At 66.5% G+C, this 14,807-nt stretch carries 13 protein-coding genes; 8 read left to right on the plus strand and 5 right to left on the minus strand.

The window, feature by feature from the left end:
* Window positions 1-35: 35 nt before the first annotated feature.
* Window positions 36-977 (plus strand): phenylacetic acid degradation operon negative regulatory protein PaaX, encoded by a 942-nt coding sequence (gene paaX, locus CF68_RS10160; RefSeq protein ID WP_035818087.1) that lies wholly within the window; start codon window positions 36-38, stop codon window positions 975-977.
* Between the two features lie 30 nt (window positions 978-1,007).
* Here paaX and CF68_RS10165 read toward each other — a convergent pair whose 3' ends face one another.
* Complete coding sequence (locus tag CF68_RS10165; protein WP_035818145.1) at window positions 1,008-2,024, minus strand: 1-aminocyclopropane-1-carboxylate deaminase; 1,017 nt, start codon at window positions 2,022-2,024, stop codon at window positions 1,008-1,010.
* Window positions 2,025-2,214: 190 nt separating this feature from the next.
* Between CF68_RS10165 and CF68_RS10170 the strand changes: the two genes are divergently transcribed.
* Complete coding sequence (locus tag CF68_RS10170) at window positions 2,215-2,730, plus strand: Lrp/AsnC family transcriptional regulator (protein ID WP_013952983.1); 516 nt, start codon at window positions 2,215-2,217, stop codon at window positions 2,728-2,730.
* 151 nt (window positions 2,731-2,881) lie between these two features.
* On the opposite strand, the gene CF68_RS10175 is transcribed toward CF68_RS10170, so the two are convergent.
* The gene (locus tag CF68_RS10175; protein WP_035818093.1) at window positions 2,882-4,048 is read right to left on the minus strand and encodes an acyl-CoA dehydrogenase family protein; all 1,167 of its coding nucleotides are present in this window, start codon (window positions 4,046-4,048) and stop codon (window positions 2,882-2,884) included.
* Window positions 4,049-4,303: 255 nt separating this feature from the next.
* Between CF68_RS10175 and CF68_RS10180 the strand changes: the two genes are divergently transcribed.
* From CF68_RS10180 to CF68_RS10205, 6 genes are all read left to right on the plus strand, one after another.
* Window positions 4,304-5,608: an acetyl-CoA hydrolase/transferase family protein gene (locus CF68_RS10180; protein ID WP_035818096.1), complete on the plus strand. Its 1,305-nt coding sequence runs from the start codon at window positions 4,304-4,306 to the stop codon at window positions 5,606-5,608.
* A 41-nt stretch (window positions 5,609-5,649) separates the two neighbouring features.
* On the plus strand, window positions 5,650-6,858 hold the full coding sequence (locus CF68_RS10185; protein WP_035818099.1) for an acetyl-CoA C-acetyltransferase: 1,209 nt from the start codon (window positions 5,650-5,652) through the stop codon (window positions 6,856-6,858).
* Between the two features lie 112 nt (window positions 6,859-6,970).
* A complete protein-coding gene (locus CF68_RS10190) occupies window positions 6,971-7,957 on the plus strand; it encodes a tripartite tricarboxylate transporter substrate binding protein (protein ID WP_200872550.1) in 987 nt (328 codons plus the stop codon).
* Window positions 7,958-8,009: 52 nt separating this feature from the next.
* On the plus strand, window positions 8,010-9,167 hold the full coding sequence (locus CF68_RS10195; protein ID WP_035818104.1) for an acyl-CoA dehydrogenase family protein: 1,158 nt from the start codon (window positions 8,010-8,012) through the stop codon (window positions 9,165-9,167).
* A gap of 90 nt (window positions 9,168-9,257) precedes the next feature.
* Window positions 9,258-10,556, plus strand: coding sequence for a CaiB/BaiF CoA-transferase family protein (locus CF68_RS10200; RefSeq protein ID WP_035818106.1), 1,299 nt, complete (start codon window positions 9,258-9,260; stop codon window positions 10,554-10,556).
* 142 nt (window positions 10,557-10,698) lie between these two features.
* Window positions 10,699-12,231, plus strand: a complete 1,533-nt coding sequence (locus tag CF68_RS10205; RefSeq protein ID WP_035818108.1) for a class I adenylate-forming enzyme family protein — start codon at window positions 10,699-10,701, stop codon at window positions 12,229-12,231.
* 14 nt (window positions 12,232-12,245) lie between these two features.
* Here the strand turns inward: CF68_RS10205 and CF68_RS10210 are convergent, their stop codons facing one another.
* From CF68_RS10210 to CF68_RS38245, 3 genes are all read right to left on the minus strand, one after another.
* Window positions 12,246-13,148, minus strand: a complete 903-nt coding sequence (locus tag CF68_RS10210) for a LysR substrate-binding domain-containing protein (RefSeq protein WP_011617192.1) — start codon at window positions 13,146-13,148, stop codon at window positions 12,246-12,248.
* A 149-nt stretch (window positions 13,149-13,297) separates the two neighbouring features.
* Window positions 13,298-13,894 carry an AraC family transcriptional regulator gene (locus CF68_RS10215; protein WP_035818111.1) on the minus strand — a complete coding sequence of 199 codons (597 nt, stop codon included), beginning with the start codon at window positions 13,892-13,894 and terminating at the stop codon, window positions 13,298-13,300.
* Between the two features lie 511 nt (window positions 13,895-14,405).
* Window positions 14,406-14,807, minus strand: a 402-nt coding sequence (locus tag CF68_RS38245) for a hypothetical protein (protein ID WP_235205726.1), incomplete at its 5' end; no start/stop codon positions are given.

Genomic DNA, 14,807 nt, shown 5'->3' on the forward strand with positions numbered 1-14,807 from the left:
ATCTGCATTTGTGTATCACTTCAGGGAGCAGGCCGATGGCGACGCCAGGCACAGATCCGGTTTCTCCCCGCGTGGCGCGGCTGGCACGCGGGCTGAAGCTGGGCGCCAATTCCATGCTGCTGACCTTGTTCGGCGATGTGGTGGCGCCGCGGCCGCAGGCAATCTGGCTGGGCAGCCTGATCCGGCTGGCGGCGCCGTTCGGCATCAATGACCGGCTGGTGCGAACCGCCACCTTCCGCCTGACCGCCGACGACTGGCTGGCCGCGACCAGGATCGGGCGGCGCAGCTACTACGGGCTGTCAGAAGCCGGTTTGCAGCGTGTACTGCACGCCGGCAAGCGCATCTATGCGGGCGAGGCATCCGAATGGGATGGCCGCTGGACCCTGGTGATGGTGCGCGGTGACGTACGCGCCACGGTCCGGCAGAAGCTGAAGCGGGAATTGCTGTGGGAGGGCTTCGGCGCCATTGCGCCAGGGGTGATGGCCCACCCCAATGCAGACCTCGCCTCGCTGCGCGAAATCGTCCAGGCCGCACGCGCGCAGGACGATGTGGCGGTGATGGAGGCGAGCAGCCTTGAGGCGTTTTCCATCCGGCCACTGCAGGCGCTGATGCACCAGACCTTCAAGCTCGGCGACGTGGCCGCTGCCTGGCAGGCACTGCTGCGCCGCTTTACGCCGCTGGCCGAAGAGGCCGCCGGGCTTGCTCCGGCCGATGCCTTCTTCGTGCGGACGCTGCTGGTGCACGAATACCGGCGCGTGCTGCTGCGCGACCCCAACCTGCCCGAAGCGATGCTGCCGCAGGACTGGCCCGGCCGCACCGCGCGCGGCTTGTGCCACACCCTGTATGGGGCACTGCTCGACGCCAGCGAAGACTACCTGCACCGCGTGGTGGAAGCGGCGGACGGTTCGCTGCAGGATGCCAACCGGAGCCTGCGCCTGCGCTTTGGGGCCGGCGCGCAGGCGGCCGATGGCAATTAGCCGGGCATCGGGGGAATCCGGCGCACGGACTCACCCGTCCTTGAAGAGGAAGCTGTAGGCATTCAGTGCCGGTACCCCGCCCAGGTGTGCGAAGAGGACTCTCGATCCTTGCGGAAACTCGCCGCGACGGACCATGTCGATCATGCCCTGCATGGACTTGCCCTCGTAGACCGGGTCGGTCATCATGCCCTCCAGCCGAGCGCTGAGGCGGATGGCTTCCAGGGTGCCCGCCGAAGGCAGGCCGTATTCGGGGCCGCCATAGCGGGTGTCCAGCACCACGTCCGCTTCAGTGATGTCGCGGCCGAGGTCGACCAGCTCCGCGGTATGGCGTGCGATGCGCAGGATCTGCGCGCGCGTCGGTTCCGGCTTCGCCGAGGCATCAATGCCGATGACCCGGTCCGCGCGACCGTCGGCAGCGAATCCCACCACCATGCCCGCCTGGGTGCTGCCGGTGACCGAGCAGACGACGATGTAGTCGAACCTGAAGCCGAGTCCGGCTTCCTGCTCCCGCACTTCCTCCGCGAACCCTACATAACCGAGACCGCCGAGCGGATGCTCCGAGCAGCCTGCCGGAATCGGGTAGGGCTTGCCGCCCGCCTTGCGCACGCTCTCCATGGCTTCTTCCCAGCTGGGGCGAATACCGATGTCGAACCCTTCGCTGGCCAGGCGCACGTCGGCCCCCATGATGCGCGACATCTGGATGTTGCCCACGCGGTCATAGACCGCGTCGGAGTAGTTGACCCAGTTCTCCTGCACCAGCACGCACTTCAGCCCCAGGTGCGCCGCGATGGCGGCAACCTGGCGCGTGTGGTTCGACTGGATCCCGCCGATCGAGACCAGCGTATCGGCGCCCTGCGCCAGCACGTCGGGAATGACGTATTCGAGCTTGCGCGTCTTGTTGCCGCCAAAGGCAAGCCCGCTGTTGCAGTCCTCGCGCTTGGCATAGAGCTCGACCTTGCCACCCAGGCTTTCGCTCAGCCGCGATAGCGGATGGATCGGCGTCGGGCCGAAGGTCAGGGAATGACGCGGAAATTGCTTCAGGTTCATGACTGGCTCCAGGTTGTGGTTGGCATGCGGGTGCGCGGCAGCCGCAAAGCCCGGCATTCGCATGGAGGGCGCGACGCCGCATCTGGAATCATCATAAGAAGACTGAGACGAAAGGTGCTTGCAAAGATCTGCGACTTCTTGCACGATAAAAAGGCCGGAAGCACCACGAAATTCTCTTTATTCCGTAAAAATGGCCACATCCAGAATAAAATTTCGTACGAAATCCGAGACCTCCCCGCAGCCCGCGCCGGTGCTGGATCGCACGGACAAGGCCATCCTCCGCGCCTTGCAGCGCGATGCGTCCATCTCCAACCTGGCCCTAGCGGCCAAGGTCAGCCTCAGCCCGCCCGCATGCCTGCGCCGCGTGGAACGCCTGAAAGCGGATGGCCTGATCCGCGGCGTCGTGGCGCTGCTTAACCCGGCTCCCCTGGACGCGGGGATGCTGGTCATCATCGGGGTCGTGCTGGACAGGTCCACGCCCGAATCGTTCGCCGCCTTTGAGAAAGCGGCGCAGAAGGTATCAGGCTGTATGGAATGCCATGAAGTCACCGGCGAGTTCGACTACATCATGATGCTCAGGACGAAGGACAGCGAGAGCTTCAACCGCCTCCACGCGGAGCAGTTGCTCTACCTGCCGGGCGTGCGGCAGATTCGCTCGTTCATGGTGCTCAAGCAGGTGCTGTCGACGACGCAGTTTCCGATCTGAGGGTCGGCCTGGATCCGGCTGCGCGGACGAAGAGAGGAGGCAGGGAGGGAAATTCGGGGGCCTGGGGCGAAGCGGAACCCCCGGCGCCGTTGCTGCCGGGGTTCCATCCGGCCAGCCCCTTGAGCGTTGGGGCTGGCGCGCCGTCCATCGCTCAGAATGAGCGCGGCAGGCCCAGGACGTGTTCGGCGACGAAAGAGTAGATCAGGTTGGTGGAGATCGGTGCCACCTGGTACAGCCGCGTTTCCCGGAACTTGCGCTCCACGTCGTATTCGCAGGCAAAGCCGAAGCCACCGTGGAACTGCAGGCAGGCGTTGCCGGCCTCCCAGCTGGCCTTGGCCGCCAGGTACTTGGCCATGTTGGCCTGGGCCCCCATGGGCTCGTGCTTGTCAAACAGTTCGCAAGCTTTCCAGCGCATCAGGTTCGCCGCTTCCAGCTCGATAAAGGTCTCGGCGATCGGGAACTGCACGCCCTGGTTCTGGCCGATGGGGCGGCCGAAGACCTCGCGTTCCTTGACGTACTTGGTCACGCGGTCGATGAACCAATAGCCGTCGCCGATGCACTCGGCCGCAATCAGCGTGCGCTCGGCGTTCAGGCCGTCGAGGATGTACTTGAAGCCCTTGCCCTCTTCACCGATCAGGTTTTCCTCGGGGATTTCCAGGTCCTCGAAGAACAGTTCATTGGTCTCGTGGTTGACCATATTGGGGATCGGGCGCACGGTCAGGCCCTTCTTCTGCGCCTCGTGCAGGTCCACCATGAAGATGGACATCCCCTCGCTCTTCTTCTTCACCTCGGCCAGCGGCGTGGTGCGCGCCAGCAGGATCATGAAGTCGCTGTGCTGGACGCGGCTGATCCAGACCTTCTGGCCGTTGATGACGTAGCGTCCGTCCTTCTTGACCGCCGAGGTCTTGATCTTGGTGGTGTCCGTGCCGGTGGTGGGCTCGGTCACGCCCATGGACTGCAGGCGCCATTCCCCCGAGGCAATCTTCGGCAGGTACTTTTCCTTCTGCGCCTTGGAGCCGTGCCGCAGCAACGTGCCCATGTTGTACATCTGGCCGTGGCAGGCGCCGGAGTTGCCGCCGCAGCGGTTGATCTCTTCCATGATGACCGAGGCTTCGGTCAGGCCCAGGCCGGAACCACCGTACTCCTGCGGGATCAGCGCCGCCAGCCAGCCCGCCGCGGTCAGCGCATTGACGAAGGCCTCGGGATAGGCGCGCTGCTCGTCCACCTTGCGGAAGTACTCATCGGGAAACTCGGCGCAAAGCGCGCGGATGGCGTCGCGGATTTCTTGGAAGTTGTTCGATTGGGTCTGTTCGATCATGGCGCTTGGCTTGCGTTCGGTCTCTGGCGGACGGCCGCCTCCTTGTGATGACCGCAATGTTCGCGGCGTTCGGCCGCGTGGACAATCAGCCTTTCCGAAAGCGCGCCTTCCACCGCGGTTAAGTCCCGGCGACGGCCAAGTCCTTTCGCTTTCGCCAAAGTCCACCATTGGCATTGTCAAATAGCGCAAACCACGCTTTGGAGACATGCTCCGGGCTATCTGGCGCATGCGCCGACTGACCGCTGCCCCGTGGACATGCACACCCTCGCCTCCCGCCTGCAAGCCCTGATCCGCCCCGGAGACCATATCTGGTGGGGGCAGGCCACCGCCGAGCCGCTGACGCTGACGCGCGCGCTGGTGGAGCACCGCCACGCCATCGCCCAGGGCGGACGGCTCAGTGTCTTTGTCGGCATCGGGCAGTCAGACACCCTGCAGCCGGCCCAGGCCGACGTGCTCGACTTCTTCGGCTACGCCGCCAGCGGCCCGCACCGGCAACTGGCCAGGGCCGGCGTGCTGGACATCGTGCCCAGCCACTATTCGCACCTGCCCGGGCTGATCCGCCAGGGCACGCTGCGGGCGGACGTGGCGCTGGTGCAGGTCTCGCCCGCAGACGAGCAGGGGCGCCACAGCCTGGGGCTGGTGCATGAATACCTCCCCGCGGCGCTCGACCGCGCCCGCGTCATCATCGCCGAGGTAAACCCGGAGGTGCCGTGGACCCACGGCAGCTGCTACCTGAGCGCGGACGACATCGACCTGCAGGTCGAAGCGCTGCACCCGCCGATCAGCCTTGACCGCAGCGCGCCCGGCCCGGCCGAACAGGCCATCGCCCGCCACATCGCCGGCTGGGTGGAGGATGGCGCCACCCTGCAGATGGGCATAGGCAACCTGCCTGAGGCCGTGGTGGCTGCGCTGCATGGTCACCGCGACCTGGGGCTGCACAGTGGCGCGATCGGCGACGGCATTGCGGCGCTGGCCGAAGCCGGGGTGCTGACCAACGCACGCAAGAGCATCGATACGGGCGTGGGCATTGCCGGCATCCTGATGGGCAGCGAACGGCTGCGGCGCTGGGCCCACCGCAATCCGCAGCTGCAGCTGCGCGAGACCGCCTATACCCATCACCCCGAGGTCCTGGCCAGCGTCGACAAGCTGACCGCCATCAACTCCGCCATCGAGGTCGACCTCACCGGCCAGGTGAACGCCGAAGTCGCCGCCGGCGTCTATGTCGGCGCCGTCGGCGGTGCAGTGGACTTCCTGCGTGGCGCCGCGCGCAGCCGCGGCGGCCTGCCCATCGTCGCGCTGCCGGCAACCGCCAAGGGCGCGAGCCGCATCGTGGCGCAGTTGTCCGGCCCGGTCAGCACGCCCCGCTCGGACGCGGGCCTGATCGTCACCGAACACGGCGTGGCCGACCTGCGCGGCCAGACACTGTCGCAGCGCGTGCGCCGCATGCTGGACATTGCCGCCCCCGAACACCGCGAGGACCTGGAACGCCAGGCCCACGCCCTGCTGCGCCAGTGCGGCGCGGTCTTCGTCGCCCTTCCCGGGCACACGCTGGCCAACTGACTTATTTGCTTACCCCAACACAGAGTTCCAAGGAGACTTCCATGCGCAGAGCTGCAATCGTCACTCCCCTCCGCACGCCCGTCGGCACCTTCGGCGGCAGCCTGCGCCCGGTGCCCGTGGAGGAACTGGCCGCCACCGCCGTGCGCGCCGTGGTGGAACGCAGCGGCATCGATCCCGCGCGTATCGATGACGTGGTCTTTGCCCAGTCCTACGCCAACAGCGAAGTGCCCTGCGTCGGCCGCTGGGCCGCGCTGCAGGCCGGCCTGCCGGTCGAGGTGCCGGGCATGCAGCTGGACCGCCGCTGCGGCGGCGGCCTGCAGGCCATCGTCACGGCCTCGATGATGGTGCAAAGCGGCGCCGCCGACGTGGTGATCGCGGGCGGCGTCGAGAGCATGAGCAATATCGAGTACTACACCACCGACATGCGCTGGGGCGCGCGCTCGGGCAATGTGCGCTTCTTCGACCGCCTCGACCGCGGCCGTGAACGCTCCCAGCCGGTCGAGCGCTTCGGCAAGATCTCCGGGATGATCGAGACCGCCGAGAACCTGGCGCGCGACTACGACATCAGCCGCGATGCGGCCGATGTCTTCGCCGCCCGCAGCCACGCACGCGCCGCGGCAGCCTGGGAGGCCGGCCGCTTCGATGCCGAGGTCGTGCCCGTGCAGGTGCCCCAGCGCAAGGGCGATCCGGTGCGGTTCGCGCGCGACGAAGGCTTCCGCCCGGAAACCACCCGTGAAAGCCTGGGCAAGCTGCGCACGCTGATGCCGAACGGTACCGTCACCGCCGGCAACGCCAGCCAGCAGAACGACGCCTCGGCCGCCTGCCTGATCGTGGCCGAAGACAAGCTGGCCGAACTGGGCCTCACCCCCATGGCCTCGCTGGTGGGCTGGGCGGCCGCTGGCTGCGAGCCCTCGCACATGGGCATCGGCCCGGTGCCCGCGGTGAAGAAGCTGCTGGCGCGCCTGAACCTGACGCTGGACCAGATGGACCTGGTCGAGCTGAACGAAGCCTTCGCCTGCCAGGTGCTGGCGGTGCTCAAGGGCTGGGAATGGCATGACCAGGACGCGATCGAGCAGAAGCTGAACGTGAACGGCTCGGGCATCTCGCTGGGCCATCCGATCGGCGCCACCGGCGTGCGCATCCTGGCCACGCTGCTGCACGAACTGCAGCGCCGCGGCGGCCGCTATGGCCTGGAAACCATGTGCATCGGCGGCGGCCAGGGTATTGCCGCGGTCTTCGAACGCTACTGAGAAAACCCACTTCATTCACCGTTACAGCCCCCGTGCGCGACGGCGGGGGCTCGCCTGCCTTTTGCTTTTCGGCTTTTGCCATCGGCTCTTTGCTTTACGTAGGAGAAGTATCTTGATTTCCACCTCACGCCGCCACGCCATGCTGGCCGCCCTGGCCCTGTGCGGCGCAACCCTGGCCACTCCCCCTGCCTCGGCGCAGCCCAACGGCCAGCCGGTGCGCCTTGTGGTCGGCTATGCGGCCGGCGGCCCCGCCGACCAGGCCGCGCGCCTGTTTGCGGTGGCGTTGGGCAAGGCGCTCAACGCCAACGTCATCGTCGACAACAAGCCCGGCGCCAATGCCACGCTGGCCGGCTATGAAGTGGTCCGCGCCAAGCCCGATGGCGCCACGCTGTGGTTCGCCGCCAGCGCGGCGCTGACGGTCGCGCCCAACATCATGAAGAGCCTGCCGTACGACCCGGCGAAGGACCTCACCCCGGTGGCACCGGTGGCGCGCTACTACAACATGCTGGTGGCCAACGTCAAGGAGCCGTTCAAGGGCACCCAGGACCTGGTTGCCTACGCCAAGGCGCATCCCGGCAAGCTCAGCTACGGCTCCTCGGGCGTGGGCAGCTCCAACCATGTCGCCATGGCCCTGTTCGCCCGGCAGGCGCAGGTCGAGCTGAACCATATTCCGTACAAGGGCAATGCCCCCGCCATGACCGATACCATCGGCGGCCAGATCGACGTGATGTTCGACATCATCAGCACCGCCAGCGGCTATGTGCAGAGCGGCAAGGTCAAGCCCATCGCCGTGGGCTCGCCCAAGCGCAGCGCATCGCTGCCCGGCGTGCCCACCTTCCGCGAATCCGGGATTGCCGGCCTCAAGGACTACGAAGCCGGCGGCTGGTACGCCATCTACGCCCCCAAGGGCGTAACCCCTGAGCAGACCCAGAAGCTGGCTGCGGCAGTGCGGCAGGCCGTGGAAGACGCGGAGCTCAGGAAGCGCTATGCCGAGCTGGGCTACGAACAGTGGAGCGGCACCACGCAGGACGTCGTGAACACCGCCGCGCGCGAGCGCACGCAGTGGGCCAGCGTGCTCAAGGGCGTGACGCTGGACTGACTGCCCCGCCACCCGCGAACCGACACCGACCCGACATCCAGGAAGAACTGACATGATCCGCGATAACGACATCCTCGAAGCCCTGCTCGACAGCGTGCGCCGCTTTGTGCGCGAACGCCTGGTGCCCGCCGAGGCGCTGGTCGCCGAGACCGACGAAATCCCGCAGGACATCGTGCAGGACATGCGCGAGATGGGACTGTTCGGCATGACCATCCCCGAGCGCTTTGGCGGCCTGGAGCTGACCATGGAAGAGGAAGTGCGCGTGGTCATGGAGCTGTGCCAGACCTCGCCGGCCTTCCGCTCGCTGCTGGGCACCACCGTGGGCATCGGCTCGCAGGGCATCCTGATGGACGGCACGCCGGAGCAGCAGGCCGCCTGGCTGCCCCGCCTGGCCACCGGCGAGATCCTGGCCTCGTTTGCCCTGACCGAACCGGAAGCCGGCTCGGACGCCGGTTCGCTGCGCACCACCGCGGTCAGGGATGGCGACCACTACGTGGTCAACGGCACCAAGCGCTTTATCACCAATGCGCCGCAGGCCGGCATGTTCACGCTGATGGCGCGTACCAACCCTGAAATCAAGGGCTCGGCCGGCGTCTCGGCATTTATCGTCGATGCCAGGACACCGGGCATCAGCTTCGGCAAGCGCGACGTGAAGATGGGACAGAAAGGCGCGCACACCTGTGACGTGATCTTCGACAACGTGCGCGTACCGGCCGAGAACCTGATCGGCCTGAAGGAAGGCCAGGGCTTCAAGACGGCGATGAAGGTGCTCGACAAGGGCCGGCTGCACATTGCGGCGGTCAGCGTCGGGGTGGCCAGGCGCGTGCTGCGCGACGCGCTGAACTACGCGCTGGAGCGCCAGCAGTTCGGCCAGCCGATCTGCGAGTTCCAGCTGATCCAGGCCATGCTGGCCGACAGCCAGGCCGAGCTCTATGCCGCCGAATGCATGGTGATCGATGCCGCGCGCCGCCGCGACGAAGGCAGGAACGTCTCCACGGAGGCCTCATGCTGCAAGATGTTCGCCACCGAGATGGTGGGCCGCGTGGCGGACCGCGCGGTACAGATTCTCGGCGGTTCCGGCTATATTTCCGAGTTCGGCATCGAGCGCTTCTACCGCGATGTGCGCCTGTTCCGCCTGTATGAGGGCACCACGCAGATCCAGCAGGTCATCATCGCGCGCAACATGATCCGTGAAGCCCGCGGCGCCTAGGAACCCGTTCCAGGACGCCTGACCCATGCCCACGCGCAACGCTGCCCGTCCCCAGGACGGGCAGCGTGCCTTGAGACCGCCTGACCTGACATGACAGATTCCACCGCTACGCCGGCCACTGGCCTTCCTCCCCCCTCCCCCCGCACCGGCGCCCTGAGCCACCTGCGCGTGCTCGACCTCTCGCGCGTGCTGGCCGGGCCGTGGTCCACCCAGAACCTGGCGGACATGGGCGCCGACGTGATCAAGATCGAAAAGCCCGGCGAAGGCGACGATACGCGCCACTGGGGGCCTCCGTTCCTCGCCGACGAGGCCGGCGCACCGACCCGGCAGGCTTGCTATTTCACCGCCGCCAACCGCAACAAGCGCTCGGTCACGGTGGACATGGCCACGCCGGAGGGACAGGAGCTGATCCGCGAACTGGCCCGGCAGAGCGATGTGGTGGTGGAGAACTTCAAGACCGGCGGCCTCAAGCGCTACGGGCTGGACTATGACAGCCTGAGCGCGCTCAACCCGCGCCTGATCTACTGCTCGGTCACGGGGTTTGGCCACACCGGTCCCTACGCGGCGCGGCCCGGCTACGACCTGCTGATCCAGGCCATGAGCGGCCTGATGAGCATCACCGGCCACGCCGACGGCGAGCCCGGCGGCGGCCCTATGAAGGTAGGCGTAGCCGTGATCGACCTGTTCACCGGCATGTACGCCACCACCGCGATCCTGAGCGCGCTGGAGGCGCGCCACTTCACCGGCCGCGGCCAGCATATCGACATCGCCCTGCTGGATGTGGCGATGGCGGTGCTGGCCAACCAGGGCGCGGGCTTCCTGAACGCAGGCGACGTGCCCCGGCGCCAGGGCAATATCCACCCCAGCGTGGTGCCCTACCAGGACTTCCCGACCGCCGACGGCAATATGCTGCTGGCCATCGGCAACGACGGGCAGTTCGCACGCTTCTGCGACGCCGCGGGCGTGGACTGGGCGCGCGACGAGCGTTATGCCACCAACACCGGCCGCGTCAACAACCGCAAGACGCTGATCGCGATGATGATGGAGCTCACGCGCACCCGCTCCACGGCGCAATGGGTCACGCTGCTGGAAGCCAATTCCGTGCCTTGCGGCCCCATCAACAACATCGCCCAGGCCCACGCCGACCCCCATGTGCTGCACCGAGGCCTGCGCGTCGAGCAAGAGCGCTATCCGGGAGCACAGCCGCCCGCAGGCGAGCCAGTGAACCAGGTGGTCACCGCGGCCAGCCCGCTGCGTCTGTCGGAGACGCCCCCGACGCTGCGCTATGCCCCGCCCGCGCTGGGCCAGCACACCGACGAGGTGCTGCGCGAGTACCTGAAGCTGAGCCCGCAGCAACTGGAAGCACTGCGCGCCAGGCGCGTGGTGTAAGCGGCCAGGCGGCTTTCGGCAGAGAAGAAATCCGCCTTTGCGGATTACCGATTGCACCGTGCAACGGGCGCACATACACTGGCGCCGTTCGGCTGGCCCCCGCCTTGCCGAACGGTTTTTCCAGCACAAGGACTCCCGCGAGATGCCACCGGACCGAGACACCCCACCACGGATCAGCGACATCCCTCGCCACTGGGCTGCCGAGACCCCCGGCCATGTGGCAGTCTTCGAGGAAGGCCGGACCACCACCTACGCGCAGCTGTGGGCGGGCATCGAGGATGCGCAGCGCTACCTGCAAGCGCAGGGCGTCGGGACCGGCGATCGGGTGCTGATCACGGCCGAGAACTGCCTGGCGGTGATCACGCTGGTGTTCGCCTTGTCGGAACTGGGCGCGTGGCCGGTCGTTGTCAACGCTCGCCTGTCGGAGCGGGAAATCGAGGTGATCCGCGCCCACTGCCAGCCGCGCCTGATGCTGTTCACCCACGCGGTGTCGCCCGATGCCCTGCGGCACGGCGTGCGCTACCGGGCCAGGGAGATTGCCCCGGCCGGCCTCGGCCCGCTGATGGCAGGCGCTGTCGACGAGGCCGGCGAGCGCGAGCCCGAAGCACTGGCGCGTGACGTCGCCGCGTTGATCTACACCTCCGGCACCACCGGACAGCCCAAGGGCGTGATGGTGACCCACCGGGGCTTGCTGCACTTTGCGCGCGTCACGGTGGAGTCGCGCCGCATGCAGGCAGACGACTGCGCCTATGCGGTCATGCCGATGTCGCATGTGTTCGGGCTGGGGACGCTGCTGGTCTCGACCCTGCAGGCCGGCGCCAGCCTGTACCTGAGCGCGCGCTTCAATGCCGCAGACGTCGCCGCCGCGATCCGGCAGGGTGCGATCACGCTGCTGCAGGGCGTGCCGACGATGTTCAACCGCATCGTCGCCCATGTGCGGGCAACGGGCACGCCCCTGCAGCCTTCGCCGCGGCTGCGCTATCTCTACACCGGCGGCGGGCCGCTTGATCCGACGCTCAAGCACGACGTCGAGGCGATGTTCGGCCAGCCGCTGCACCATGGCTACGGCATGACCGAATATGCGGGGTCGCTGTTCGTGACCCGCATGGACCGGCCGCGCACCGATTGCTCGGCCGGCGAGATCGTCGAAGGCGCAGAACTGCGGGTAGTCGGGCCGGAAGGCAATCCGGTGCCGCCGGGGGAACCCGGTGAGCTATGGATCAGGGGGCCCGGCGTGATGCGCGGCTACTACCGCGCACCGGACCTGAGCGCCGAGGCCCTGCGGCCCGACGGCTGGCTCAATACCGGCGACATCGGCCGGCTGGACCCCGACGGCGCGCTGTTCATCGTCGGCCGCACCAAGGATCTGATCATCCGCTCGGGCTTCAATGTCTACCCGATCGAAGTCGAATCGGTCATCAACACGCATCCGTCCGTGCGCGTGTCGGCCGTCATCGGGCAGCCCACCGCGGACGGCAACGAGGAAGTGATCGCCTTCGTCGAGATCAGGGATGGCGAGAAATTCGACGCGCAGGCGCTGCACGACTACCTGGTCGACCGCCTGTCGCCGTACAAGCGCCCGGAGCGGATCCTGCGCGTGGCCTCGATCCCCACCACAGCCAGCGGCAAGCTGCTGAAGCACCAGCTGCGGCAGATGCTGGCGGACAAGGCCTAGTCCGCCGGGCGCCCTCAGTCCTGGCGCCCCAGGCCGTCCTCGACCAGCAGGTCCACCAGCTTGCGCGCAAACAGCGGCAAGGCGCCGAGGTCGGCCACGCATATCTGCAGCTTGCGCTCGGCCCATTCATCGTTGAGCTGGACGATGCGCAGCGCCATCGTCTTCGCATGGCGGCTGGCGGTAGTCTCCGGCAACACGCCGACGCCGACATTGGCCTCGATCATCCGGCAGGCGGTCTCGAAGTTGCTGACCTGCACGCGCCAGCGCAGCGTGCGCTGCAGGTCGGTCGCGGCCCGCAACAGGAAATTGTGGATCGCGCTGGCCTCGGGCAGGCCGATGAAGTCGTAGTCCAGCGTATCGATGAAATCCACGCTGCCGCGCTCGGCCAGCGGATGGCTCAGCGCGGTGGCCAGCACCAGGCGGTCGCGCCGGTAAGGCATCACCTCCAGCCCTTCCGTGCGCACGTTGCCGGCAATGATGCCGATATCCACCATGCCCTCCTGCACCGCGCGCACGATATCCGGGCTCAGGCGCTCGTGCATGTCGATGGTCACGTCCGGATGGCTGACGAGGTAACTGCGCAGCACCGCCGGCAGGAACTCGCTCATCGCGGTGGTGTTGGCGAACACGCGCACATGGCCTTTCACGCCCGCCGCATATTCCTGCAGATCGCCGCTCAGTTGCTCCAGCTGGCGCAGCACGCGGCGCGCATGGGCGAGCAGGGTCTCGCCTGCCCCGGTCACCTTCACGCCCTGGCTGCTGCGGCTCAGCAGCTTGACGCCGACGTGTTCCTCGAGGTTCTTGATGCGCGTGCTGGCCGCGGCTAGCGACAGGTGCGAGCGTTGCGCACCGCCGGTCAGGCTCTGGGCCTCCGCAATATGCGTGAACAGTTTCAGGTCGACCAGATCAAAGCGCATGACATCATTCCGCAGCGTAAGGGCGGATTATCTCGCAAAGCGCGGCGCTCAGTACACTCTGGCGGGCGCAATTCGCAGGGGCCGGCACCCTCGCATCCGGGACCTGATCCCGGAAGCTTGCGAACGTCAGGTAGATTTTTGGGAACGAGTCAGGCGACCGAGCGCTGCCGCTGCGCTGCGCGTGCTACCGCCAACCGGCTGGCAGCTTCCATCGATAAGCCGAAGCGGTCGTAGAAAGCGCAGTCCAGATCACTGCTGGCTGGCCAGCCGACGCGCCGCCGGGCTTCGCCAATGCCGGCATCACCGGCCATGACCTCGAACAGCAACCGCATCAGCCGTTGCGTGCGGCACAGGTCGGTCAGCGCCGTGCCCTGCGAAAACAGCAGGCGGCGCAACTGTGCCGTGGACATGCCCAGCCGTTCCGCGATAAACGCAGCATTCCAGGCGTAATGGGGTTGCAGGAAGACCCGCTTGCAGATGCGGTGGTGCAGGCATTCCTGTTGCGCTGCGGGAATCATGCGCTGGATTTCGAGGGTGCACGCGGCCGGCTGAGTGCTGCTGCCATCCAGGTGCAGCGCAAAGGTTTCAAACGGTTCGATGGTGAGATGCTGGCCCGGCAGCAGCAGGCGCTCATAGCCGCGGCGCCTGAGCACCAGCCTGCCGTGGGCCGTAGAGACCGACAGCGGGAAGGCCAGCAACAGCTGCTGCAGGCTGACGTGCATGTGGGACTGCAGATGGACGTGCATGGTGGCTCGGGATGCGGACAGGATCAGACTGCATGATCGCCGCTAATTGGATTGCCCGCCTCTGCCATTTCCGAATGCACCGTTCACCGCCGCCCCATAGCCGTTCATGTACGATGGACTCCCGCACTGCCGGGGTGCTTGCACCCTCTCCCGCTTGCGGGAGAGGGTGGGGCTTCATGTGCGTAACCGGAATTGACTGGACTACAGAATACGGTCAGCGTTCCCTGATTCATTCCGAGATAGTGGCGCGTGTTGACGGTGTCGAACCGTACCGGCGCCGCACCTCGCCCTGGCTCGTTCTCACCGATATACAGCCAGGCGTCCACCGGGGATAGGAATGTGGTGATTCCGTGGTGGCCGCCGATACGCGCCGTTACCATCGTGCAATCGTTGTCTTCTGTGGTATGCCGGCCCGGTAAGGCGACGGGCGCCACCAGGGCGTATAGGTGCAGATTCGTGTGGAACTGAAGTTCACAGCTTGGTGCGTGTTCGGCTTGCATCATGGGCACAATCAGAATGAGTAGATAAACCAGCCCCAAAACTCAAGGAACGGAAGCAAGACCACGAGGAGCAAGAAGACCCGTGACCGATTCGGCTTGTCACGCATGGCAAGGATGGCTGCTACCGCGATACTCGCCAGCCATAGCAGGAACAAGTACCCGGAGATGTCCAAGAGAGAGGGTCGATGTGGATCACTAGCGGGAAAGTCCAGTTCACCCCAGGACCGTCTTCTCAATATCGCAGACCCAGCAATAATCACGGACTGAGCAATAGCTATGACGAAGTAGAGGAATTTCATCGCCCCGCCTGCTTTGGGTAGTAATTCGTATTGCTCAGCCGCTTTGATTTCTCCAATACCCTTTCCAGCTCTGCCGGCGTTACCGCACCTCATTACACACAACTCCTGGTGGCT

This window comes from Cupriavidus sp. SK-4 (assembly GCF_000611125.1).
GTDB classification, from domain to species: Bacteria; Pseudomonadota; Gammaproteobacteria; order Burkholderiales; family Burkholderiaceae; genus Cupriavidus; species Cupriavidus necator.

Bases quoted from the DNA above. Each gene is read 5' to 3' on its own strand.
- CF68_RS10195 (WP_035818104.1), top strand. From the start codon at position 8,010: ATGATCCGCGATAACGACATCCTCGAAGCCCTGCTCGACAGCGTGCGC.
- CF68_RS10215 (WP_035818111.1), bottom strand. From the start codon at position 13,894: ATGCACGTCCATCTGCAGTCCCACATGCACGTCAGCCTGCAGCAGCTG.
- CF68_RS10210 (WP_011617192.1), bottom strand. From the start codon at position 13,148: ATGCGCTTTGATCTGGTCGACCTGAAACTGTTCACGCATATTGCGGAG.
- paaX (WP_035818087.1), top strand. From the start codon at position 36: ATGGCGACGCCAGGCACAGATCCGGTTTCTCCCCGCGTGGCGCGGCTG.
- CF68_RS10175 (WP_035818093.1), bottom strand. From the start codon at position 4,048: ATGATCGAACAGACCCAATCGAACAACTTCCAAGAAATCCGCGACGCC.
- CF68_RS10200 (WP_035818106.1), top strand. From the start codon at position 9,258: ATGACAGATTCCACCGCTACGCCGGCCACTGGCCTTCCTCCCCCCTCC.
- CF68_RS10205 (WP_035818108.1), top strand. From the start codon at position 10,699: ATGCCACCGGACCGAGACACCCCACCACGGATCAGCGACATCCCTCGC.
- CF68_RS10180 (WP_035818096.1), top strand. From the start codon at position 4,304: ATGCACACCCTCGCCTCCCGCCTGCAAGCCCTGATCCGCCCCGGAGAC.
- CF68_RS10170 (WP_013952983.1), top strand. From the start codon at position 2,215: ATGGCCACATCCAGAATAAAATTTCGTACGAAATCCGAGACCTCCCCG.
- CF68_RS10185 (WP_035818099.1), top strand. From the start codon at position 5,650: ATGCGCAGAGCTGCAATCGTCACTCCCCTCCGCACGCCCGTCGGCACC.
- CF68_RS10165 (WP_035818145.1), bottom strand. From the start codon at position 2,024: ATGAACCTGAAGCAATTTCCGCGTCATTCCCTGACCTTCGGCCCGACG.